This window comes from Chryseobacterium tructae (assembly GCF_030409875.1).
Classification (GTDB): domain Bacteria; phylum Bacteroidota; class Bacteroidia; order Flavobacteriales; family Weeksellaceae; genus Chryseobacterium; species Chryseobacterium tructae.
Genome location: NZ_JAUFQR010000001.1, coordinates 64,269 through 89,313, shown reverse-complemented (window position 1 = coordinate 89,313; position 25,045 = coordinate 64,269). Strand labels below are relative to the sequence as shown.

The window sequence follows — 25,045 nt, the reverse complement described above, 5'->3', positions numbered from 1 at the left end:
CAATAATTTTTGTCTCCGTAAAGTTAATTTTTTTGAACGAAACACGAAACTTCTGTTAACAATCAGTTTTTATGAACGTTACCTAAAGAAAAGGCCGGGCAAATGCCCGGCCTTTTTGCAAATTATCTGGTCTTATTATTTTTTAATAAGTTTTGTATTGTAAGTGTTTTTATCATCTTTGATTGTAACAACATACATTCCTTTGATTAATGAAGCAACATTAATTCTCTGTCCGTCAATCTGACCTTCCTGAATTAATCTTCCGTCAGCAGAGTAGATTTTGTAATCTGCTTTACCTGTAAGGTTTTTAACTTCTACGAAAGTATCTGCAGGGTTTGGATAAAGAGAAACTTCTGAAGATGCTTTTGTACCTCTTACTTCGTCTGTTCCTAACGTTCCTGTAATTTTTACAGAGAAGTCCATAACACCACCACCACCAGATGTAATAGTTCCACATGGATTGGTTAATGCTGCTGTATTATACTTAGAGATCACCCTCATTCTTAACAACTTATCCCCAAAGTAAGTAGTAGTAGGAACAATAAAGTTCTGTGGTCCAAAAGTAACACTTCCATTAGGAACGTTCCGCCAACAGAAATTACTCTTTCTGATGCTTCAAATGTTCCGTTTCTATTATAGTCAATCCATACAGAAAGATTAAGAGGAACAGATCCATTACTATATGATTGTCTAACTACAGGAGTCAGGTCATATGGGCTACCTTGAACAAGGTTTATAATTTTAGTCGGATCTTGAGATAAATCTTTGTATGATCTTAATGAGCTATCATCATAAAGAATGTTAGATACTGTTACTCTTCTGATGGCTCCTACATAAGATGTTCCGCTATTGACAATACAATAGTCAACACCTGTTGTCAAGCCTTTTGTTTTGAATGCATATGTATTAGAGAATGCTCCAGCAACAGAGTTTACCACAGCAGCCACTTGTACTTCGTAGTTAGTCTCATCTTCAAGTGCTGTTAACTGCACTGAGTTTGTTGGGCTTGTTGCATTTAACCAGTTTGAAGCTCCTACTTTTCTATAATTGATAGAGTAAGTGCTACCAGGTACACTATTCCAAGACACTCTTGCTGTAGTTTTGAATATCTCTGTTCCTATTGTTGAAACTCCAACTGGAGCAGCTGTAGTAGAAGTAGGTGCATCAGCAACAGTAATTGCAGGTGAAACAGCATAGAATACATTTCCAATAGAAGATATTCTTAACTTGATTGGCGTAGTAATCGTAGTTGGCATCTGAGCAGTATAGCTTCCTGTGTTAGGAGTAGAAGCAATAAGATCCGTCCATGTAGCACCATTATCAGCAGTATAATCTATTTTTACGTTTGGTGAGTTATAGGGCGCATTATTTGTATTCGCAACTTCCCATTGGATAACGTTATTTGCATTTTTATACAAAACTGAAGATGTTGTAAGACCGTTAAATTTAAATGGTCCATCAGCTCCGATAACTGTATTCACCTCTGTAGAAGACAACATTGGATTCTGAGCATTCTGATCTCTTACAGTTATTGCATAACGTAGAGTTCTAGGAATATAAGATACCGTTTCCCAATTCGTGTTTACAGGATTTGCGGGATCTGTTCTATTCGTTAAAATTCCGTTCATAACTAATGGGAAACTTGGGAAGTACCTTCTTCCACTAGCTGTTCCGAAACGGGATCTTGTTAAAGCACCTTGAGGGTTATATCCCCATCCGCTATCCCCGGAGATTGATGCCAGGTTTGTTACGCTATCATTTTGTTCCCATGTATAATTAAGGGCATCTCCTTCTGCATCTGTAGCAGATGTCTCAAGATAGTATGCTGTTCCTAAAGGGACTGTATAAGCTGTTGGTGCAGCTATTACAGGTGGGGTATTGGTTGTAATCTGAGTTGAAGTACCACATGTTTCAGGCTTTCCTTCCAAGTTGGTTAAAATCTGATCAATAGACTTATAATGGAAATAAGCATCAGAAGCCGATTGAACATTATCACTTGTAATTCCGGCATAGGCCATAATGGTAGTTCCTCCACCCGGTTCTACGTTAGCTCCACTTCCTTCAGACACATTGGAGAAGGTATGATTTCCTCCTAATTGGTGTCCCATTTCGTGAGCAACATAATCGATATCAAATGAATCCCCACTTGGGATTGCGCTATATGGAGAAGTAAATCCTGATCCTTTCCCTTTTGGAGTCGCTGTAGTAGGATCAACACATATACATCCTATACATCCAGCGTTACCTCCACCTCCTGCAGCACCAAATAAATGACCAATGTCGTAATTCGCATTGGTTACCTGTGCTGTCAATGCTTGTTGAAGTTCCAGATTCCATGCGCCAGCAGATCCTGCATCAGCAGCAGAATATGGATCAGCAGTTGGATCAGTATAAATAACACTTGGAAAATTCTGAACAAGCAATTTGATTCCAAAATCTTTTTGGAATACTCCATTTACACGGCTCATCGTGTTATTGATTGCTACAAGTGCAGGAGCTCTCTTCTCATCATCTGTAGCTGTAGCTGGTACACCCGCCAGATTCATAAAATATTGTGTATATTCTCCTGTAACTGAAATAGCTAATCTATAAGTTCTGAATTTTGTGCTTGAAGGTCTGCTTGTAATCCCTACATTAGAAAGATTTTTTTTTCCGTTCGCCTCTAACCCTTTTATATCTTTCAGGTTTTTTTCGTCTGTAGAACAATCAAACCCGTGTTCTCCTTCCGTTCTGTTTGTTTTATAGAAAACTCCATATACTTGCTTATCCTTAGTAATAGGCTCTATAAACTGGAATTTTCCATCTTTAATAATCATGGATTGTATTTCTGTAGGAGAAGTACTGAATCTTAAGTATTTACCTGGATCGTCCACGCCTACTCCAACATAAGAACCTAACTGATATTTATCTGCTAAAGATTTCTCCATTACAGGATCACTATATACAGCAAATTGTTCAATTTTTCCTTCTGCTGTAGGTAGAGAAACAATGACTGCCTGAGCTCCTTTTCCTGTTTCTACAGCTCCTTTTAAAGTATTCCTAAGGGATTGTAAATCTATTCTATAAGAATACTGAACCTCTACTTCTTTTCTGATTTCAGACGTCTTTTGTGAGGCTGGCGTCCACCTCTGTGCATTAAAGCTAGACAGCCCTGCTGCCAATGCACAAACTAGTAAAATTCTTTTTTTCATAATTACTTAATTAATCTAGAATTAATAAACTTTAAATATCCGCGATAAAAATAAGAATTATAAACATAACTAAACACAAAAAAACGACTAACTTTTAATAAAATTAGCCGTTTCTTAAATATTTTACTTTTTAAGCACTATTTCTTTATTCCCATCTCATACAAAGCAAATGATATCAGATCTGCATTTTCACCAATCACCTGATCTGTTGATCTTCCAGCGCCATGGCCTGCATTCTTCTCAATTCTTAACAAAATAGGATTCTTACAAGCTTGTTTTTCCTGAAGCTCTGCACCAAACTTGAAGGAGTGAGCAGGAACTACCCTGTCATCATGATCACTCGTGATAATCATGGTAGATGGATAACATGTTTTTGCTTTTACGTTGTGTACAGGTGAATAAGATTTCAAATATTCAAACATTTCTTTGTTGTCTTCTGCTGTTCCGTAGTCATAAGCCCAACCTGCACCTGCTGTAAACTTGTTATATCTTAACATATCCAATACGCCAACTCCTGGGAAGGCTACTCTTGCCAAGTCAGGACGTAAAGTCATCGTTGCTCCTACCAATAAACCTCCGTTCGATCTTCCTGAAAGCGCCATATATTCTTTTGAAGTATAGCCTTTACTTTGCAAATATTCTCCTGCAGCAATAAAGTCTTCAAAAACATTTCTTTTCTGCATTTTTGTTCCGGCATCATGCCATTTTTTACCATATTCACCACCACCACGGATGTTTGGTACAGCATAGATACCTCCATTTTCCATCCAGATCGCGTTCACTACTGAGAAAGACGGCTGTAAACTGATATTGAATCCACCATAAGAATATAAAATAGTTGGGTTTTTACCATCAAGCTTAGTACCTTTCTTATAATTGATCATCATCGGTACTTTTGTTCCATCTTTAGAAGTATAGAATACTTGCTCAGAAACATAATCATCCGGATTGAATTTCACTTTTGGCTTTTGATACACTTCAGATTTCCCAGAATCTACATTATACTTGTAAGTAGTTCCCGGAGTAATATAATTGCTGAAAGAATAATAAATATCTTTCTCTTTTTCTTTTCCTCCAAAACCTGAAATATTTCCTTTTCCAGGAAGTGCAATCTCTCTGATCAGTTTTCCGGCTTTATCGTATTGTTTTACCTGGTCTATAGCATCTACCATATAAGTTGCAAAGAAATATCCGCCACCTGAAGAGATTCCCAATACATTTTCCGTTTGCGGAATTACATCTTTCCATGTTTCCGGAGCTGGGTTGCTGATTGTTGTTTTTACAAGACGCATATTTGGTGCATCTTTATCTGTAGAAATGAAAAGCTCATCACCTTGAGTATCTACAATGTGTGCATTGATATCAAATCCTTTATTGATTTGTACAAAGTCACCTCCTTTTTTCAAATCTTTTATAAACAACTCATTTCCGTTGGTTGCATTGGCTGCTGAGATAATCAAGTATCTTTGATCATCCGAAACACTTGCTCCCAGATATCTTCTTGGAGTCTTTTCTCCACCGAAGATCAGCTTATCCTCAGATTGTTTAGTTCCCAACTTATGAAAATACACTTTATGCTTATCTGTCATTCCGGAAAGCACTGTTCCTTCTTTCGGTTTATCATAGCTTGAGTAATAGAATCCTTCATCATTCTGCCATGCAATTCCACTGAATTTTACATCGACTAAGGTTTCATCAATCTGTTTTTTGGTAACAGCATCAATAATAATGATCTTATTCCAGTCGCTTCCGCCTTCTGAAATAGAATACGCTGCAAGATTTCCTTTTTTGTTGAAAGAAAGGTTAGATAACGAGGTAGTTCCTTTTTCTGAAAATTTATTCGGATCTAAAAATACTTCTGTAGTCTTGGTCTTATTATTGGTTCTGTACAAAACAGATTGTGCCTGTAATCCATCATTCTTTGAATAATAGGTATAATCTCCTTCTTTGAAAGGGGCTGAAATTTTCTCATAATTCCAGATGTCTTTCAATTGGCTTTTGATTTTATCTCTGAAAGGAATTTTTGAAAGGTAATTCTGGCTATACGCAACTTCTTCATCTACCCATTTTTTAGTGGCATCAGAATCATTTTCAAGATCTCTGTACGGATCTGAAACTGCGGTTCCAAAATAAGTATCGGTTTGAGCACCCTTTAATGCTTTTGGATAATTCATTGTTTGAGAGTAAAAAGATGCTGAAAACAGAACTCCAGCCGTTAATAACATAGGTTTAAAATTCATACTGAACAGTTTTTATCAAAAATACATAAAGTATGTGAAATAAAAAAAGTCTCAATTTTCTGAGACTTTTAATTATTTAATGAGCTATTAGTCAACCCATCACTGATTATAAGCTATCAAAATAGAAATCGGTAAGATTGGTTACAATTTGATCCGGACTTCCGTTCCAGTAGTAGATTTTATCGCCTTCCTTCAGCTCATATAGACTAAACTCCTGGTCTGTAGTGATTGTTTTATCAGCATTGCTAAGATTCTGAGTCATTTGAAGTATATATTTTTTCAGATCATCAGCTTTTACTTTTTTAGGCTCTACATTAGGTTCCGGCGTTGGAGTAGCCGGCACTTTAAAGCTTACTGTATACTTCACCTCAGCAATTTTCTGGTCTTCTATATATTCATTCTGAACAACGTTAATACTCTTAATGGTAAGCTTAGCATTCCTGAAATTAGTAAATAAAACTTTGAAATAATCTTCTGCTTCTTTTTGACAAGCTGAAGCAGCCGCTTTAGGAAATACGGAAAGAAAACCTTCTGCACTTGATTTTACCATTGCGTCTGCATTTTCCTTAAAGTTGATGTCAAAAGCATCTTTCCCTTCAACAGTAGGTCTCAGATAATAATTCAGCTTAAGACGGGTAGCTTCATCATTATTCAAAAAAGATCCGAAGAAGAGTTCAAATACTTCTTTTGGTTTCTTTACTTCTGTCTGTGCTGTAAGCTGCTGCCCCATCATCGTGAGTAACAGTAAAAAAATAATTTTGTAGTTTTTCATAGTTTAATAATTTGAATTCATTGTATGTTGAAAAGAAAAGCCTCTGAAAAAATCAGAGGCTTTATTATATTTTTTTGAAACTCTTAGTAGTTTTCTTCTTCTCCCTTCATTTTTTCTGCATTCTCAGCCATAATTACGGCATCAATCATTTCAGAAATATCTCCATTCATGTAAGCATCCAGATTATACATTGATTTGTTGATTCTGTGATCTGTTACTCTTCCTTGTGGATAGTTGTACGTTTTAATTTTTGCAGAACGGTCACCTGTGGAAACCATAGATTTACGTTGTGCTGCAATATCTCCTTGTACTTTTTGAAGTTCGATATCGTATAGCTTAGTTCTTAGCATTTCCATTGCCAATTCACGGTTTGCCAGCTGAGAACGAGCCTGTTGACAAACGACTACCAACCCTGAAGGTTTGTGAGTCAATTGTACTTTCGTCTCAACCTTGTTTACGTTCTGACCTCCGGCACCTCCTGAACGCGATGTCTGCATTTCAATATCGGCAGGGTTCAGTTCAAAGTCTACTTCTTCCGCTTCCGGTAAAACAGCTATTGTAATGGCAGATGTGTGAACTCTACCTTGAGATTCTGTTTCCGGTACACGTTGTACACGGTGCACTCCGGATTCGAATTTCATGATTCCATATACTCCTTCTCCCTCCACTTTCATGATCAATTCCTTGTATCCTTTGGCAGCTTCGTTAGAATCTGTTACTTCATGTCTCCATCCTTTTGTTTTGAAATACATGGTATACATTCTGTACACGTCTTCTACAAAGATAGCAGCTTCATCACCTCCTGTTCCGGCACGTAATTCAACGATAACGTTTTTGTCATCGGCAGGATCTTTAGGAATCAATAGCACCTTAAGCTCTTCTTCTAATCCAGGAATTTTGGACTGCGCTTCCAGTTTCTCTTCTTTTGCAAGATCTACAAGATCTCTATCTGAGCCATCCGCAATAATTTCGTCAGATTCCTCGATGCTGTCTAAAGCACCTTTATACTGATCGTAAACTCTTACAATTTTTCCCAAATCACTATATTCTTTGTTCAAAGAAGAATATCTTTTTTGGTCTGAAATGACATCAGGCTGTATAATAAGGTCTGCAACCTCATTATATCTTTGTTTTATAGCTTCTAATTTTGGAATTAATGATTTAGACATTGTCGAATTTTTGTGGGTGCAAAGATAAGGATTATAAATTCAAAATTAAAGTATAAATTTTTGAGCATTAGGGATCAAGGGAATAAAATGATAAAAAGATGTATTTACAAATTGGCCGATCCGCTTTTTTATGTTTTCAATATACTTTTTAACCTTCTTTCGAAAGGCTTCTGTCAATCCAATATAAAATGAGCCCTACAGCAATAATTCCTAATCCGATTAAACTTTCTTTAGGGTTATGAATAAAGGTAAAGTACAGAATATAAGCACTGAATAATAAGAAAACAGTGGGGAAAATATAGAAGGCATTGGATTTAAATATTTTTCGATCTTTCTTTTTAAGGAAATACACTGTTGAAATCGCTAAACTGGCAAATAGTTGAAGGATAAATGCAGTGTAAACAAAAATTTCCTTGAAACTTCCGGTCAAAATAATGATCGTTGCAATAATTGCATGAGCAAAGATGGCTCTTACCGGAATTCCTTTTTTGTTCCCTACGGAAAGAGGTTTCCAGATACGGGTTTCTTTTGCAAAAGCCTGGGTTAATCTTGATCCTACCCATAAATATCCACTGATTGTTGCCACCAGTTGTAATGCAATAAAAATATTTACAATTTTCCCAAAGGAAAGTCCAAGCATATTCACAGCTGCCTCACCCATTACATCCTCTTTCCCTGCCAATTGACTTACCGGAGCATGTTTCAGCATAATGTAGTTGACCAGAATATAACTTACGGTCACAAAAACAGTTCCTATAATCAGTGATTTAGGAAGACTCTTCTGAACATCTTTTATTTCTCCGGCAATATAGGAGGCTGAATTCCATCCGGTGTAGGAATAGGTAACGAAAACCAGTGAGGTAGCAAAGGCAGGAAGCATTATCTCATTCTGCCAGCTGTCACTGAAGTTCAGGCTATTCCCAATTTGTGGTGAGTTTGATAATCCTACTCCCAGAATCACCAGAACAATAATAAAGGCAATCTTGATGAACGTAAAAAAATTATGGAACCGGCTTGAAGTCTTTAAACTGAATGACAAGGTAATAGCGACTAAAAATATAGCGGCAATTGCAAAGCCATTTCCAAAAGAATAATCAAATACAGAAAGATATTTTGACATAGCCAAAGCTGCTAGCGCCACGGGTGAGGAAAATCCGATAATCAGAGAAATCCAACTTATAAGGTATCCGAATAAAGGATGATATGTTTCTTTAAGATAGATAAAATCCCCCCCATTTCCTTTAAAATGGGAACCTAATTCGGCATAGCAAAAGGCTCCGAACAAGGCAAGAATTCCACCAATGATCCATAAAAGGAAAATACTGTAAGTATTGGTGATATCGGATAGCTGGAATCCAAGGGTTGTGAAGATTCCTGTTCCTATCATATTGGAAACGACAATGGCTGCGGCTGTTTTCCAGCCAATCTGATGTGAAGCAGTACTCATTTATTTATTAAAAATTAAAATTAAGCCTTCCAAAGAAATAGCTTCCCAATGTACCCATCTGAACCGGCGCATACTTGAATACTCCATAATATGAATTCTTATAAATCTGAAGATCCGGGAAAACATCCAATACATTGTTGGCTCCTACCGTAAAATTGATGTTTTTTGTAATATCATACCCTACACTAATGTCTGTTATTACTTTTGGTGAAAATTTCTGGACTTCTCCAAAAGGATACCCATCTCTTATCACTTGGCCAAAATAGGTATTTCTCACGAGAAAATTGAATTTCCCTATTCCATAAGTTAGTCCCAATGAAGCTTTTGTTTTAGGTGATAAAGTTTCAATAATATTGATCTGATCGGGGCCAAAGAATTCATTCTGAGGAGTTCCCAGGTTTTCCGGAAAGTGAAAATTTGTGATTTTAGTTTCGGTATAATTTCCAGCCAGATTGACATTCAAGTTTCCGCCAGCCAGCTTCCAATCATAGGAAACTACTACATCTACTCCTTTTGTTTCAGTATCAATGGCGTTGGCAAAGAATCTACCGCTCTGCACTGCATTTCCTTCTCCAACCACTGAAACATCAGATAGTCTGGCATCTGTGATGTTGCTGGTAATAACAATTCTGTCTTTAACTTTAATAATATATCCATCAACAGTAATAAAAAGTCCTTTAGCAGGCTGTAAGGTGAATCCAGCACTTCCATTAACGGATGTTTCCTGTTTTAATTTATCAAATCCGAGAACCTGTGCGGCCTGACTGTCATTATTAAAAATTCCTTTCCTTACAATTCCCTCCCCTGAAGTAGAAATATCCGCAAAAGAGTTATTAAAATACTGCTGCTGAAGCGATGGTGCCCTGAATCCTGTTCCTACGGCTGCTCTTACTGCATAATTTTTCACAAACTCATATCTCACTGCCAATTTTCCGTTAAGGGTACTTCCAAAATCTGAATAGTTTTCAAATCTGGCAGCAGCATCAATATTCAATTTTTTAGCCAGATCATAAGAAACATCAACATAAACAGCTGTTGAGTGCCTGTCTTTTTTCAAAGCATTATCCGGTGAAAAACCAATAAAGGATTGTGAACCTCCTGCACCGATCACTTTAGAATCTTTTGTGGCAACATTTCCATTTACATCATATTGGGTATAAGATGCCTGATCTCCTGCTTTAATCTGATATTGTTCAAATCTGAATTCTCCCCCGAACGCAACATTGAAGTTCTTTATCTTTTTTGAAACATCAAGATTCACCGTATTCTGCAAAAAACTATGTGCCCCAGCATAAAAACGGGTGGGTGACTTTATCCCCAAAGAAGCATTATTGGTATTGCTTACGTTATAATTGAAGGTATTGCTTCCAAAGGTATTACTCAGATCCACCAGCCAGTCATTGACATTATATTTTGCCCCAACAGCGTAAGAGATATCATAAATCTGAGAATTCAGGATTGCCTGAAAACCATTAGGATATATTTCTTTAACAATATTAAAACCCTCATTGGGAAGTCTTCTGAAGCCATATCCTTTCCCTTCCTTAATACTGAACCCTCCAAAGGAATAGAATTTAAAGTTATCATTCAGGGGATATTCTGAATTGAAAAACAATTGTCCCTGTCTGATCTGAGCATCTCCGATCTGGAAATTAAAATCGTCTCTTGTCAATCCTCTTTTCCTAAGCTCATCATCATCATTTTGTCTTGCAACAGCAGGATTATCTGCAAATTCATAAGCAAAGTTATTTCCAAAAATATCAAGATCATGATTTTGGGTTCTCGTTGTTTTTCCTCTGTGGCTTAATTGCAATGAAAGATTGATAAATCCGTCACTTTTCCCTAAAGAAGTTCCGTAATTTACTCCTGCCTGATAGGTATCACCATCATTTCTTCCACTTAATCCATAGGTTAAACTTGCTGAAGCACCTGCATTCTTTTTTAGAATAATATTAATGACGCCGGCAATGGCATCTGAACCATATTGAGCTGCTGCACCATCTCTTAACACTTCAATCTTTTCAATGGCAATAACAGGAATCGTACTTAAATCTGTTCCTACAGATCCATTCCCGACGGTATTCTGATAATTTACCAGTGAGGTTGTATGCCTTCTTTTCCCGTTAAGCAATACCAGCACCTGATCTGGTCCCATTCCTCGTAATGTTACAGGATCAATATGTTCTGTCCCATCAGAAGCAGATTGTCTTACTGAATTAAATGAAGGAATCACATAATTAAGGAGATCCTGAGCCGTCATTTGTGGAGATGACCTCTGAACTTTATCAATATTAATTACATCTACAGGAACTGGGGTCTCCAGTTTTGTTCTTTTGACGTTACGGTTTCCGACGATGATAATGTCTTCGATTTGTTTTCCTTTTTCTTCCTGCTCCTGGGCAGCAACCAAAATTGTCCCTAGCAGTAATACTGCTGTGCTTAATTTTTTCATCTTTGTTCTTGCCAATTAATAATATTCTTCCGCAGGTTATTCTGCAGCAATACAAGACTTCAAGAAAATGGAATTCATATAAGAAATATTGACTTCACTTATCTCCCCTTTCGGGTTGGAATTAGCACCTTTACATTTCTGGAATCATGTAGGTTGCTAAGGTTTCATTGGGCCAAATCCCTCCACCTTTCTTGATAAATCTAGTGCAAAGGTAGACTAATTTTTCAAATCTGCAAAAAACACTCATTCCCCTTAAGAAAAAAAGGGCAAATCTATTGATTTGCCCTTTGTATTTATTTTACGATCATCTTTTGAACCGCCATTCCGGTTTCTGATTTCAGATGAACCAGATAAGTTCCCGGTGGATAATTGATCTTTCGTTCAAAAATACCATTCTCTTTATCCAGCTTGAATGTATCCAGTTTTTTACCACTGATGTCGAAGATGGTAATTTCTCCATTTTTAGCTTTGTTAAAAATTAATTGTACAGAACCATTTTTTATCGGATTATCGGCAATCTGAAGAGATAATTTGTTAACAGCATTTACATCAGAGGTTGACAGAGCTCCGGCATAGTTACCAAAGATCCTGAATTCTCCTGGCTGCAAAGTAATAGGAGCTGTAGTAGAGCTAAAATTTGAAATGGTATCATCCATCAGGTTTTTCCATTGCCCGACATAAGGGAAATAAGGCACAACATTTTGTACAGAGGTGGAATAATTAGCAAGAACTACCACATTTTTCATGCCATTGATAGTGCTGTCATATACATAAATCCTTGTAATCAATCCATTAGGATCATTCGCAAGATTATTTGATTCTATACTATAGGTCTTGGATTTAAATACCGGATTTGTATTTCTGATATCAATAATTTTGGCCCAAGTATCATAAACAGCCTTTCTATTCACATCAGTATCATATCCTAATGTGAAAGCTATAGGTTTTTCATCTGTTCTGCATCCGTTGTTTATGCTTCCATCTGCACATCTGTTGATACTGAATTCATAACCCAACTCTCCAAACTGCCAGATCATTTTCGGCCCAGGAATGGTAAAGAAGGTAGCTCCAAAAGTTTTCATTCTTTCTAAAGCTGTATTCAGGTTTTTAACGCTATAATTACCGTTAACTGCTCCATAGGCAAGATTTTTAAACATCAACCTTTCTTCATCATGGCTTTCACCATATCCTATAGCATGCCTATTGGTAAAACCATGAAGACTATGATTCATACGATCGTAGTTGCTATTTTCACTATAGCCCATCGTATTTTGATTATAAGGCTCAGTCTGTTTGTTCCATAGCATCACTCCTTTCCCTTCTGCCACTCTATAATTAGCCCATTCTTGTTCTTCAGCATCGGTTCCCAGATGTTCAAATATCATATACGAATTCGGATCAAATGCCCATTGTCTGTCTGCATAGTTCTTCATAATATTCACTCTGTCCTGCTGATAGGCATTGGTACAGTTTTCATCATTTTCAGAACAGTTCTGAGTGAACCCTTTCGTCAAATCCCAACGGAATCCGTCAATATGATATTCTGTCAGCCACTGCTGAAGACACCTTTCAACGTAATATTGCGTTGAAGGACTTGTATGGTTAAAATCGTTGAACACATTATAGGAATGCTTAGGAACCTGATTGAAGTAAGGATTATCTGGAGCCACATCACCGTAACCATCTCCATCTGGATCTATATTCCAAAGTCTCACTAAAGGAGAACGTCCGGTCGCATGATTAAAGGCTACATCCAGAATAACTGCGATTCCGTTCTGATGGCAGAGATCAACAAATTCTTTGAATTTTTCAGGAGTTCCATATGCTTTATCTAAGGCATAATGAAAAGATGTATTGTATCCCCACGAAAGATTACCATCAAACTCCATGATAGGCAATAATTCAATGGCATTGATCTTTAGGTTCTTTAGATAGGTAATTTTATTAATCAAAGACTGCCAGTTTTTTTCCTGTGTAAAATCTCTTAACAGCAACTCATATACTACAAGATCTTCCTTAGCTGGCCTTTGAAAATTGCTTACTTGCCAACTATAAGGCACTTGCCCTGTTTTGAATGTTGAAACTTCAAAGCTTTGCCCCGCAGGAAATGCAGGAAGATTAGGATAAGTAGCCGCCGAGATCCATGGATCATCATAAGAAGATAGAATCTGAGGCGAGTAAGGATCGGCCACTTTTTTCATATCATTTGTTCTGTATTGAAATGTATACAGTTGTTGTGGAGTCAAGCCGTTCAATTCGATCCAGTAAAGATCAGGATTGGTGGTATCTCTTTTCATCAGGTAAGTATCATTCACTATCCAATTATTGAAACTTCCAATTACATGAACAAAATTTTTATGAGGAGCATACAGAGCAAGCCCCACTTTAGTTTGATCTGTTGGATTATAATTTATTCCCTGTCTGATCCAATTCGGAATGGTTTCAGAAATTACATTTCGGGGAACCTGCAGCATAAATGTTGAACTTTTGGTGCTTCCTCCTTCTGTTGCAATCAATTCCATATTGGCATCCTGTGAAACCGTATAATTATAGGAATAAGACTGGGAAGGTGTAGAAACAGAGTTTACTACTATTCCATTAGCTTTAAGCTGAAAAGTAGCGTTAACATTTGTGCTTGCTGTAATATTGATGGAATTTCCTGTTGGAACTGTTGTAAGACTATTCGAAGCAGGATTAGTTAAGTTTAAGTTTAAGACGCCTACATTGACAAAAATATCCGGTGAAGTCTGATGTGCGCCTGTTTTATCTTTTATTAAAAACCCAAATCTTCCGATTCCCATTCTTCCGAAGAAAGCCGTTGGCGTTAATACTAACGAATAACTGTCTGTTCCGGGGTTATAACTAAGTTTATTTAAGTCATTGGAATTGGTCCAGCTTCCGTTGGTAGGACAATCCTGGCTATTCTGATAGTTGGTATCAAAAGACCATGACCAGATATAAATTGAATTATTGGTGACTCCCCAAGCCGATTCATCAATCTGATTTCCGGGAATCGTTAACGTAATGGCATCTGTTTCATTAAATGGCTGAGGAGAAATCGTATAGTTGATCTGCCCAAAAACCACCATTGTAATGAACATCAAAACAACAGAATAAAACTTTTTCATGTCTTTATTTTTATCGAATATAATATTAATTTCTCTTTACCGTGTTGATTTTATTTTATTTTGATTCAATAAATAACAAAAAAGGCTCATGAAAAAATTCCATGAGCCTTTCAATAAAAGTAATTGTAATGAACTATATCGTATGTAACGGAAATCAATCAGATATATTGATTCAAATGTTAAAAAATTTAATCTTTCATAATTTTCTTTACAACTGACTCTCCGTTTTTTAATTTTAACTCTATCATATAGATCCCTTTGGGCAGTCTATTCATATCAATATTATTATTTGATAATGAAGCAACTACACTTTGTCCTATCGTGTTTATAATCTTTATTTCTTTAATTTCAGATTCACTTTTAACCGAAAGAACTCCTTTGACGGGATTTGGATATACATCAACTGTGTGTTTTTTCAAATAAGCATCTGAGACCCCAAGCTCGAAGTCAGCTTTAATACATCTCACTGATGCGCCCTGACCTCGTGGTGCTCCAGCAGCGGCATTCACTACCCCTCCGATATACAAATACTTCCCTCCGATTCCAGTAGGCGTAGAACTCCAGAAATATCCTCTTTTTCCTACAAACGTAAAGCCTCCATCTGACCCACGATAACCTCCCATTGGCAACTTTAAATTCCCACCATAAGCTTTACAGAAGAAATAATATTCTCTGCCTGAACAACATTTCCCCAATCTGTCTGAGAAGGAAGCCTCCAGCCTGAACCAATTGCCTTACAAGGATCTACTCCTACTGTTTCTGTAATATCTGCCAACCCAGTTCCTATCCATTTATCTTCTGCACCGTTAGAATTCCACCATTCTGGAGAACCTGTGATAAAAGCTCCAGCTCCCTGCAGTCCATCCGGAGTATTATTGGTAGGTGAAGATACTGTGGCAGAATTTCTCAATTGATGCCCATCGTCCCATCTTCCCCATTGAAACAAATCTCCATAAGATTTTTCATCATCCGAGGATCCGGCCACTCTTTCACTTCCAAGATTTTGCTGCAACCAGACATTTCCATCTGCTGCTCTTACTGTAGTATAAATAACCGACTGCCCTCGATAAGTAAAACTAACACATCCCAAATCTCCAGTAGTACTCCCCGGGGTCGCATTAGAACAGCTTTGCTGCGCATTCAATGTACCTCCCACCATCAGCAATAGCCCTAATCCAAGGTTTCGTACTGCAAAATATAAATCTCCAACCATTAATATTATTTTTATTTATTCTAAATTTAATTTAATTTTGCGCAAAAGTACTTTACGTAATTAATTCTGGGTTATCATTTTCCAACTTTTAGTTATCCTGTTAAAAGTGCTTTAAACCGTATTATGATCGTAAAAATGTGTTGTATGGGGAATCAACAGAAAATTAAGATGATCTTCAAATCAGAGAATATTGAAATTATGATGCAAGATGGATCTGATTCAGAAAAGGTTTCAGGATCCTATCTTTTTGAAAGCCTTTCAAGTTTTAATCTTCTTTTTTTATTAAGCTCAGATATTCATTTAAAGGCTGATGACTGCAACACTTCATTTTTATTTAATAAGAACCAGTATATTCTTCATTATTCTCCTCAGAAAAGCAGAGCTCTACTATGGACTGATACTGATGAAAGCCTGAAATACCTTCATATTCAGCTTAACTATCAATACATTTCGAACCTTATTAATCCGGAATCCGACCGAGAGGGGACGGAAATTTTGAAAAATATGATCCATAATCATTTTATTTTTCTCCAAAAGGCCACCCCACCCAACATGACTGTAGAAATGCATATTATTATAAAAGAGATGTTAACCTATCCTAAAAAGGGAGTAATGCAGAAACTTTTTATGGAAGCAAAAATCATTAAGTTGCTTATTCTCATCTTTGAACAGTTTAATGACAAAAATAATTTGGAGCAAACATCAAAAACACCCGCAATAATTAAAAAATTTATTGATGAAAATTATCATCGAAATATAAAAGCTGAGGAAATAGGAAAATTGATGGGTTATAACCAAAACCTCATCAGAAAAGAGTTTAAAGCTGAATATCATACTACAATTACGCACTACATTTCAGAATTAAGAATGCTGAGAGCCAGAAACTCATTACGGATAAAGACATCATGATCAAAGAAATCGCTATTGAATGCGGCTATGAATATCTTCAGAATTTTACCCGGGCATTTAAGAAAAAGTTTGGAGTACCCCCGGAACATCTGAGAAATAATAAATAGAAAAACCGCTTAAAAAAAATTAAGCGGCTTATATATGTTGTTTTGCTTTGATATTACTTTTTCAGAATTCAGGTGAAAAAGCAATGACAATCAATTAATGATGATGTCCGTGATCGTGAAGGAAAGGTCCGTTTCCTTTAGGCTGGCTGTAGATTGTTTCTACACCTTCCTGCTCAGTAATAAGCTTTCTTCTGATATCTTCAGGATCGAAAGGCTTCACTTTTCCGAAGTACTCTTTCAAACCTTCAGTTAGCCACATTGGGATAACTAATCCGAAGAACATAAAAATACACCAGAATCCTACTAAGAACATAGTAATGAAAAATACAGTCCAAAGGAACTGGTAAAACGGCCAAAATGCTGATAAAATAGTTATCATTCTCTTAAAGATTTTAGGCAAAAATAAAGCTTTTTTCTTTTTTACACAAAAGATACAGGCTCTATTTTTTAATTTATTTTAATTCTATATAGATTTTGAGACTGTTAGACAGGAGATTTGAGATTTTAGCAATCATTATCCATCTCTCTATTTAAAGTCTTTTAGTCTGATTAATGAGCTAGATCTGCGAAGAAATCATTTCCTTTATCATCAGTAATGATGAATGCTGGGAAGTCTTTCACCTCGATCTTTCTTACGGCTTCCATTCCTAATTCCGGGAAGTCTACTACATCTACGGATACAATATTATCCTTTGCAAGAATAGCAGCTGGTCCACCGATAGATCCAAGGTAGAAACCACCATATTTATTACAAGCATTGGCTACATCTTTACTTCTGTTTCCTTTTGCAAGCATAATCATACTTCCACCATGACTCTGGAATTCATCCACATAAACATCCATTCTTCCTGCAGTAGTAGGCCCGAAACTTCCTGAAGCCATTCCTTCTGGTGTCTTTGCTGGCCCTGCATAATAAATTGGGTGGTTTTTGAAATATTCCGGCATTGGTTTTCCACTATCGATAATTTCTTTGATCTTAGCGTGAGCAATATCTCTTGCTACAATCAGTGTTCCGTTTAGTTTTAGCCTTGTTTTGATCGGATATTTTGAAAGCTCAGCCAGGATTTCAGGCATTGGCTTATTCAAATTAACCTCAACAGCTTCTTCAAGATGTGGTGGTGTAGCAGGTAAGAATCTTTTCGGATTCTGCTCCAATTGCTCAAGGAAGATACCATCTCTTGTAATTTTTCCTTTGATATTTCTATCTGCTGAACAAGATACTCCCATTCCTACCGGACAAGAAGCGGCGTGTCTTGGAAGTCTGATCACTCTTACATCGTGAGTAAGATATTTTCCACCAAACTGTGCTCCAATCGCACTTTCCTGGCAGATTTTCTGAACTTTAGCTTCCCATTCAAGATCTCTGAATGCCTGACCAGCTTCATTTCCCTCTGTTGGAAGATTGTCATAATATTTTGCAGAAGCTTTTTTTACGGCAGCAAGGTTTGCTTCTGCCGAGGTTCCTCCGATTACTAATGCTAAGTGATAAGGCGGGCAAGCCGCTGTACCAAGATCTGAAATCCTTTCTTTGACGAATTCTTCAAGAGATTTTTCGTTCAGTAATGATTTTGTCTTTTGATAAAGGAATGTTTTGTTTGCTGAACCTCCTCCTTTTGTTAAGAATAAGAATTCATAGTAATCGCCTTTTTTAGCATAGATATCAATCTGTGCCGGAAGGTTAGATCCTGAGTTTTTCTCATCAAACATAGTCAAAGGGACTACCTGAGAATATCTTAAATTTCTTTTTTGATAGGTATTGAAGATCCCACGGCTTAAGAATTCCCCGTCATCCACTCCTGTGTATACGTTTTCTCCTTTTTTACCCATTACGATTGCAGTTCCTGTATCCTGGCAAGAAGGAAGAGCTCCTTCAACCGCTACAGCAGCATTTTGTAACAAGTTATAAGCAACGAATCTGTCATTATCGGTAGCTTCAGGATCATCAATGATTCTCTTAAGGCTTTCCAGGTGGGAAGAACGCAACATGAAAGAACATCTGCCATAGCCTCTTCAGCCAGTAATTCCAATCCCTTTGGGTCAACTGTTAAAATTTCTCTGTCGCCCAGTTTTTCCATCTTTACATAATCTGATGTAAGCTTTTTGTACACCGTATCATCTTTCTGAATTGGATACGGATCCTGATATCTAAATTCCATTCAATTTTTTTGTTTGTACAAAAATACGGCTTCCATTAAAAAAAGATGAGTAAAATCAGTCATTAAAATTGATATTTATAATGATTATAAATTGCGTGTTTCTGAGTTTATAAGTAACTTTATACTAACCAAATAATGAATCCTCAAAAGACAAAAATGTAGGGTTCAGAATAAAAAATAGACTATAAAATTTCAACGACAATGAATTACAGAATAGAAAAAGACACCATGGGAGAAGTGCAGGTACCTGCAGATAAACTTTGGGGTGCACAAACAGAACGTTCCAGAAATAATTTCAAAATCGGCCCTGAAGGATCTATGCCCCACGAAATCATTGAGGCTTTTGCGTATTTAAAGAAGGCTGCAGCCTATACCAATGCTGATTTAGGAGTTCTTTCCTCTGAAAAAAGAGATATGATCGCAAAAGTTTGTGATGAAATTCTTGAAGGGAAACTCAATGATCAATTCCCTTTGGTCATCTGGCAGACCGGTTCCGGAACCCAATCGAACATGAATGTCAATGAAGTAGTATCCAACCGTGCACACGTTAATAACGGTGGAACTCTGGGCGAAAAATCTGAAATTCACCCGAATGATGACGTGAATAAATCACAATCATCCAACGATACTTACCCTACTGCCATGCATATTGCAGCCTATAAAAAAGTAGTGGAAGTAACCATTCCTGCTGTTGAAAAATTAAAAAATACCCTTGCTGAAAAAGCCAATGCATTCAAGGATGTAGTAAAAATCGGAAGAACTCACCTGATGGATGCTACACCACTTACACTAGGACAGGAATTCTCAGGCTATGTTGCCCAACTGGAATTTGGATTAAGAGCTTTAAAAAACACTTTACCTCACCTTTCTGAACTGGCTTTAGGAGGAACAGCAGTAGGAACAGGGCTGAATACTCCGGTAGGTTATGATGTAAAGGTAGCTGAATATATTGCGAAATTTACCAATCATCCATTGATCACGGCTGAAAATAAATTTGAAGCACTGGCTGCACACGATGCCATTGTTGAAAGCCATGGCGCATTAAAGCAACTTGCTGTTTCACTATACAAAATTGCTCAGGATATAAGATTACTGGCTTCCGGCCCTCGTTCCGGAATCGGGGAAATTCATATTCCAGAAAATGAACCCGGATCTTCTATCATGCCCGGAAAGGTAAATCCTACTCAAAATGAAGCGATGACAATGGTTTGTGCTCAGGTTCTAGGAAATGACACTACCATTTCATTTGCAGGAACTCAGGGTAATTATGAACTGAACGTTTCAAACCGGTAATGGCGTATAACTTCCTGCAATCTGCACAGCTTATCGCGGATGCATGTATTTCATTCAATGACCATTGTGCTGTAGGTATTGAACCGAATCACGAGCGAATCAAAGAGCTTGTAGATAAATCTTTAATGCTCGTAACTGCTTTAAATACTCATATCGGATATGAAAATGCAGCAAAAATTGCCAAAACAGCTCATAAAAATGGAACAACGTTAAAAGAGGAAGCTGTTAATCTTGGTTTATTAACTGCAGAACAATTTGACGAATGGGTAAAGCCTGAAGATATGGTTGGTAGCCTGAAATAATTTTAGAAACATAGATAAATGCAAAAAGCCTCGGAATTGTTCTGAGGCTTTTTATATTTTTTATTCTCTCCATAAAGAGGAGTTTTAATAATAGTACAAGGGCTTACAATTTAACCAATAAGTTCTTTTGCCTGAGCCAATGCTGCTTCAGTAATCTTACTTCCTGAAAGTAACTGAGCAATTTCATTCAGCTTCTCTTCATCACTTAAAGGAATGATAGTGGATTGTGTTTTCCCTGCAATGTCCTGTTTTACCACTTTATAATTATCGTTTCCTTTAGCGGCAACCTGCGCCAGGTGAGAAATAACAATAAGCTGCATATCTTCGGACATCTCACGCATAAGGTTTCCGATTTCTTCGGCTACTTTTCCTGAAACTCCGGTATCAATTTCGTCTAAAATTAATGTTGGTAATTCGTCACTTTCTGCAATAATCTTTTTTACCGCCAACATTACCCTTGATCTTTCCCCTCCGGAAATGGCTGTCTGAATAGGTTTCAAAGGAAATCCTGAATTGGCCTGGAATAAAAGCTGAATACTTTCTTTTCCAAATTGATTAAATTCTTCTGTATCTGCTAATTCTATATCTACTCTGGCTTTTTCAAGACCTAGCTTTTTCAAAAGTCCTTCTGCTTTTTTGATGAAAACAGGAACATTCTTTTTTCTGTTTTTAGAAAGCTTTTCTGCAAGAGTCTGAAGCGATTTTTCTTTTTTAGAAATATTATCTTCAGTTTCAATAATTTGTGATTCAAGCTCTGAAGCTCCTTTCTGATCACCAGCCAATTCATTTCTGATCTCAATCAGCTCAGGAAGATCTGAAACATTATGCTTAAGGAATAAAGCATTAATTTTATTATTCAACTCAGTAAGAACAAGAAGATTTTCAGGATTGATCTCCAATTTCTCGGATTCATGTTCTAATTCAGAAATAATATCCTTTAACTCTACAAAAGAAATTTCAAGTCTTTGATCAAGTTCTGCAAAACTGGTGGAAATACCAGCAATTCTGGAAAGTTTAGCTTTTGCCTCATTAAAGAATGAAAGGATTCCAATTTCTTCCTGATGAAACCTGGACAGGATCTGGCCTACATTTTCTGAGATCATTCCTGCATTTTCCTGAATGGATAATTGGTTCTGAATATCTTCGTAATCTACATCATCCAGTTTTAATTCTTCAAGTTCGTTGAGTAAGAATTCTTTATAGTCACTTTCTTTATTGGCTTCTGAAAGTTGTGTTTTAAACTTTTTAAGTAATATTTTCAGGTTTTGAAATTCCGAAAATTCCTGCTGATAATCTTCGATGATCTTTTTATTTTCAGAAAGCCCATCAATAATTTTGAACTGATATTCTGAAGTAAAAAGGTTAGACGTTTCAAATTGGGAATGAATATCAATTAACTGAGAGGAAAGCTCTCTGAGAATATCCAAGGTTACCGGAACATCATTGATAAATGCTCGCGATTTCCCTGATGGCAATATTTCTCTTCTGATAATGGTCTGCAATTCATAATCAAGATCGTTTTCAATGAAAAATTTCTTGAATTGGTTGTTCAATGCAAACTCAGTTTCGACAACACTTTTTTCTTCTGTTTTTGAGATTGATTTTACATCGGCTCTTTCTCCCAGGATAAGACGCAATGCACCCAAGATAATGGATTTTCCTGCTCCTGTTTCTCCGGTAATTACCTGAAGACCGTTATTTAACGATACATCAAGGGTATCGATCAGGGCAAAATTCTTAATGTAAATTCTTGAAAGCATGAATGATCCGCGTTTTTATCAGATATTAATATTGATTGTAAAAATAAGTTTTTTTAATGAAAACAGAAATGAAAGAGAGCGATTAAATATAGAGCACTATCCTTTTGAAATTTCAGTCAATAGCTCATAAAAGTTTTTGTATTGATACTCAAAAGTATCCACATCTTCATGATCCCAACGAACAATAGCATTATTACGATGAGTATCAAAACACAATAATCCCCAATCACTGTATATGGCAAAGGGTACATATCCTTTATCAAAAAGGAATTCTCTTGGATACGTATCAAACATCATTTCACGCAAACAGGCTCTCCATGTGCTCAGAGGATGTGAGCAAAAGGAAACTTCTGAGATCTGAAGTTCATAAAAATGTTTGTGTTTCAGGAATATTTTAAAATCATCAGGAAAAACAAACCCGGTTTCTTTTTCCAGCTCCTGAAGTTCAGTATCAGTAACGGTACTCTTAACAGGAATCCAAAACTTCCATTCTTCATCAGGCTGAACCGGAGCAAGCATTTTATCTTCTATATCAGAAGGCAGTTGGTTGAGTTTATGCTCTATCCAAAAATTGAGGGTCTTATCAATAATCAGCTCAATTTTTCTCTTATCAACCTTTAGCTCTTCCATTTACTCCATTTGTTCTCGCTGTATTTCGGTGCAAGAATCATCATATTCTGTTTCAGATCATTAAGGATAAGCCCGCCATTACTTCCTGAATTGAAAATATTGAAGATTTCATCACTCTTAGTATCCATAAAAAGATTAAAGAAAGTTCCTTGCTGAAATGTATTTTCATACATTTTAAGTTGCATCAAAGCATCAAAAATTACTTTCTTGCCTGGGATTTGATCCTGATTGAACAGGTTATCCATTCCAGATCTATGATATGTGTATATGGTAGATCTCAACTGGCTCCAGTTAGGATTCAGAATTTCATTGATTAATATCGTACGACTCCTTGGTTCATTAATGGTATTCCAACCTTCATAGTTTCTGTTTTGTGAGTTTTGGGCAATCTGCTGAGCTTTTGAAAACCATTGGGTTCCGCCCATAGACTGGTAGCTGTCTCCATCATAGCCCAGAATAAGATAAATATAGAAACTGATTACATCCGTAAGATTTTTTCCCGAGAACTGTCTTTCATTGAAAATAAGGTTTTCGTTCTCAATATACTCAAAGGCAAATCTTTGATCCTGAAAGTTCAGCAAAGGAGATTCATAAGTTGTGTTATATACCGGACGCACTGCCTGTACTATAATATTTCCTTTGAATTTGTTTACATCTCTTTCGGCAATGACAATGGAAAAATTACATTTGATCTTTTCAAAATTCTGTAATTTCTTACCTGTCCAGCTGGTGTTGTTGATAAAGTCTCTAAGACTTTTTTCCAATGCTTTAAAAGCTTGTTTGTTACTTCCGCCTATATTTTGAGAGTTTACCACAACGTTGGCCAACAGCTCCTGGGAAAAACCAAGATTACATATAAAAAATAGAAAAAATAAACTTATAATTTTTTTCATATGGAGATACTTATTGTTCTTTTAAATGTCATATGTAATCGTACTATCCCCCATAGATATTGCCTTTGTAAGTTCTGACGATTTCATTGTCTATTAAAAATTGAGAACGGAAATTTATTAAAATTATTTTAAAAGCTGAGATTCAACAAAGTTGAGAATATCTTTTGCTACTTCTCCCTTCGACTTCAGGTCAAATTCTTTTTTCTCTGTTTTGGTGAATATTCTGATCTTATTGGTATCATTTTTAAACCCTGCTCCTTCGTCGCGTAAAGAATTTAAAACAATCATATCAAGGTTCTTCTTTTCTAGTTTTCCTTTGGCATTTTCTTCTTCATTCTGAGTTTCCAAAGCAAATCCTACCAGAAACTGATGGGTTTTCTTTTCGCCCATTGTTTTAAGAATATCAGGATTTTTCACCAATTCAATGGTAAGATTATCATCATTTTTCTTGATCTTTTCCTTAGCGATATCTTTGGGTGCATAATCGGCTACTGCAGCACTTGCAATTCCAATGTCTATCCCGTCATAGAATTCAAATACTTTAGCCAGCATTTCTTTTGCCGAAGTAACTTTATGCAGTTCTATAGTTTTGTCCTGAAGGGTTTGTGTACTGGGTCCTGAAATCAGAATCACTTTTGCTCCTCTTTTAGATGCTTCTTCCGCCAAAGAGAATCCCATTTTTCCTGAAGAATGATTTCCTATGAATCTTACCGGATCAATAGCCTCATAAGTAGGCCCCGCAGTAATTAAAACGGTTTTACCTTCAAGGCTTTTTTCAATAGAATAGTTTAAAAAATGGCTTTCAACAGTATTGAAAATGGTTGTTGGTTCAGACATTCTTCCTTGTCCAATTAAACCACTTGCCAGTTCTCCGTCTTCAGCAGGAATAACAATATGTCCGAAACTTTCTGCCAGTTCTAGATTTTTTTTCGTGGAAGGATGTGCATACATGTCCAAATCCATTGCCGGAGCAATAAATACCGGACATTTTGCAGACATATATGTTGCAATCACAAGATTATCACACATTCCATGCATCATTTTAGACAAAGTATTGGCTGTACATGGAGCTAAGATCATCACATCTGCCCATAAAGCCATTTCCACGTGGCTATTCCATGTTCCATTATCTCCGTAGAAATCGGAATAAACAGGTTTCTTCGATAATGTAGCTAAGCTTAATTTAGTTACAAAATGTTCTGCATCTGGGGTCATTATTACCTGTACTTCGGCTCCTTTTTTTATAAAGTCTCTTATCAGAAAGTGAACTTTATAGGCTGCAATTCCTCCAGAAACGGCAATAAGGATCTTTTTACCGGAAACACTCATTTAGCTTTAATTTTTTGGAATACTAAAATACTTATTTTTTCCCACAATCAGGGT

General features: G+C 36.5%; 17 protein-coding genes, 2 pseudogenes and 1 riboswitch. Of the genes and pseudogenes, 3 read left to right on the top strand and 16 right to left on the bottom strand.

Annotated elements, in window-relative coordinates; genetic code table 11:
• Positions 1–135: 135 nt before the first annotated feature.
• The 10 genes from QWZ06_RS00420 to QWZ06_RS00375 all read right to left on the bottom strand — a co-directional run bounded on the left by QWZ06_RS00420 (position 136) and on the right by QWZ06_RS00375 (position 15,612).
• Positions 136–495 carry a T9SS type A sorting domain-containing protein gene (locus tag QWZ06_RS00420; protein WP_290295187.1) on the bottom strand — a complete coding sequence of 120 codons (360 nt, stop codon included), beginning with the start codon at positions 493–495 and terminating at the stop codon, positions 136–138.
• 8 nt (positions 496–503) lie between these two features.
• Complete coding sequence (locus tag QWZ06_RS00415) at positions 504–3,191, bottom strand: reprolysin-like metallopeptidase (protein WP_290295186.1); 2,688 nt, start codon at positions 3,189–3,191, stop codon at positions 504–506.
• Between the two features lie 137 nt (positions 3,192–3,328).
• Complete coding sequence (locus QWZ06_RS00410; RefSeq protein ID WP_378169695.1) at positions 3,329–5,431, bottom strand: prolyl oligopeptidase family serine peptidase; 2,103 nt, start codon at positions 5,429–5,431, stop codon at positions 3,329–3,331.
• A gap of 106 nt (positions 5,432–5,537) precedes the next feature.
• Positions 5,538–6,203: a hypothetical protein gene (locus QWZ06_RS00405; RefSeq protein ID WP_290295185.1), complete on the bottom strand. Its 666-nt coding sequence runs from the start codon at positions 6,201–6,203 to the stop codon at positions 5,538–5,540.
• Between the two features lie 83 nt (positions 6,204–6,286).
• On the bottom strand, positions 6,287–7,372 hold the full coding sequence (gene prfA / locus QWZ06_RS00400; RefSeq protein WP_290295184.1) for a peptide chain release factor 1: 1,086 nt from the start codon (positions 7,370–7,372) through the stop codon (positions 6,287–6,289).
• A 148-nt stretch (positions 7,373–7,520) separates the two neighbouring features.
• Positions 7,521–8,819 (bottom strand): APC family permease, encoded by a 1,299-nt coding sequence (locus QWZ06_RS00395; protein WP_290295183.1) that lies wholly within the window; start codon positions 8,817–8,819, stop codon positions 7,521–7,523.
• 7 nt (positions 8,820–8,826) lie between these two features.
• On the bottom strand, positions 8,827–11,271 hold the full coding sequence (locus QWZ06_RS00390; RefSeq protein ID WP_290295182.1) for a TonB-dependent receptor plug domain-containing protein: 2,445 nt from the start codon (positions 11,269–11,271) through the stop codon (positions 8,827–8,829).
• A 95-nt stretch (positions 11,272–11,366) separates the two neighbouring features.
• A riboswitch (SAM riboswitch) is annotated at positions 11,367–11,472 on the bottom strand.
• A gap of 92 nt (positions 11,473–11,564) precedes the next feature.
• Positions 11,565–14,399 (bottom strand): alpha-amylase family glycosyl hydrolase, encoded by a 2,835-nt coding sequence (locus QWZ06_RS00385; protein WP_290295181.1) that lies wholly within the window; start codon positions 14,397–14,399, stop codon positions 11,565–11,567.
• A 188-nt stretch (positions 14,400–14,587) separates the two neighbouring features.
• The gene (locus QWZ06_RS00380) at positions 14,588–15,022 is read right to left on the bottom strand and encodes a T9SS type A sorting domain-containing protein (RefSeq protein ID WP_290295180.1); all 435 of its coding nucleotides are present in this window, start codon (positions 15,020–15,022) and stop codon (positions 14,588–14,590) included.
• A gap of 8 nt (positions 15,023–15,030) precedes the next feature.
• Positions 15,031–15,612: a hypothetical protein gene (locus QWZ06_RS00375; protein WP_290295179.1), complete on the bottom strand. Its 582-nt coding sequence runs from the start codon at positions 15,610–15,612 to the stop codon at positions 15,031–15,033.
• A gap of 144 nt (positions 15,613–15,756) precedes the next feature.
• Here QWZ06_RS00375 and QWZ06_RS00370 point away from each other — a divergent pair, with 144 nt between their 5' ends.
• Positions 15,757–16,521: a helix-turn-helix transcriptional regulator gene (locus QWZ06_RS00370; protein WP_290295178.1), complete on the top strand. Its 765-nt coding sequence runs from the start codon at positions 15,757–15,759 to the stop codon at positions 16,519–16,521.
• A complete protein-coding gene (locus QWZ06_RS27665) occupies positions 16,440–16,628 on the top strand; it encodes a helix-turn-helix domain-containing protein (protein WP_353959998.1) in 189 nt (62 codons plus the stop codon). The genes QWZ06_RS00370 and QWZ06_RS27665 overlap by 82 nt, the downstream gene beginning before the upstream one ends.
• A 94-nt stretch (positions 16,629–16,722) precedes the next feature.
• On the opposite strand, the gene QWZ06_RS00365 is transcribed toward QWZ06_RS27665, so the two are convergent.
• Together QWZ06_RS00365 and QWZ06_RS00360 are read right to left on the bottom strand one after the other, a co-directional pair.
• The gene (locus tag QWZ06_RS00365; RefSeq protein ID WP_181575077.1) at positions 16,723–17,007 is read right to left on the bottom strand and encodes a hypothetical protein; all 285 of its coding nucleotides are present in this window, start codon (positions 17,005–17,007) and stop codon (positions 16,723–16,725) included.
• A 170-nt stretch (positions 17,008–17,177) separates the two neighbouring features.
• A pseudogene (locus QWZ06_RS00360) lies at positions 17,178–18,784 on the bottom strand (fumarate hydratase).
• A 201-nt stretch (positions 18,785–18,985) separates the two neighbouring features.
• Between QWZ06_RS00360 and fumC the strand changes: the two are divergent.
• Positions 18,986–20,379, top strand: a pseudogene (gene fumC / locus QWZ06_RS00355) (class II fumarate hydratase).
• A gap of 110 nt (positions 20,380–20,489) precedes the next feature.
• On the opposite strand, the gene QWZ06_RS00350 reads toward fumC, so the two are convergent.
• The 4 genes from QWZ06_RS00350 to coaBC all read right to left on the bottom strand — a co-directional run bounded on the left by QWZ06_RS00350 (position 20,490) and on the right by coaBC (position 24,991).
• A complete protein-coding gene (locus QWZ06_RS00350) occupies positions 20,490–22,139 on the bottom strand; it encodes a DNA repair protein RecN (protein ID WP_290295177.1) in 1,650 nt (549 codons plus the stop codon).
• A 96-nt stretch (positions 22,140–22,235) separates the two neighbouring features.
• Entirely contained in the window at positions 22,236–22,769 is a 534-nt protein-coding gene (locus tag QWZ06_RS00345; RefSeq protein ID WP_290295176.1) for an SMI1/KNR4 family protein, read from the bottom strand.
• Positions 22,757–23,662 (bottom strand): type IX secretion system protein PorD, encoded by a 906-nt coding sequence (porD, locus tag QWZ06_RS00340; RefSeq protein ID WP_290295175.1) that lies wholly within the window; start codon positions 23,660–23,662, stop codon positions 22,757–22,759. The genes QWZ06_RS00345 and porD overlap by 13 nt, the downstream gene beginning before the upstream one ends.
• A 123-nt stretch (positions 23,663–23,785) precedes the next feature.
• Positions 23,786–24,991 carry a bifunctional phosphopantothenoylcysteine decarboxylase/phosphopantothenate--cysteine ligase CoaBC gene (gene coaBC, locus QWZ06_RS00335; RefSeq protein WP_290295174.1) on the bottom strand — a complete coding sequence of 402 codons (1,206 nt, stop codon included), beginning with the start codon at positions 24,989–24,991 and terminating at the stop codon, positions 23,786–23,788.
• Between the last annotated feature and the right edge of the window lie 54 nt (positions 24,992–25,045).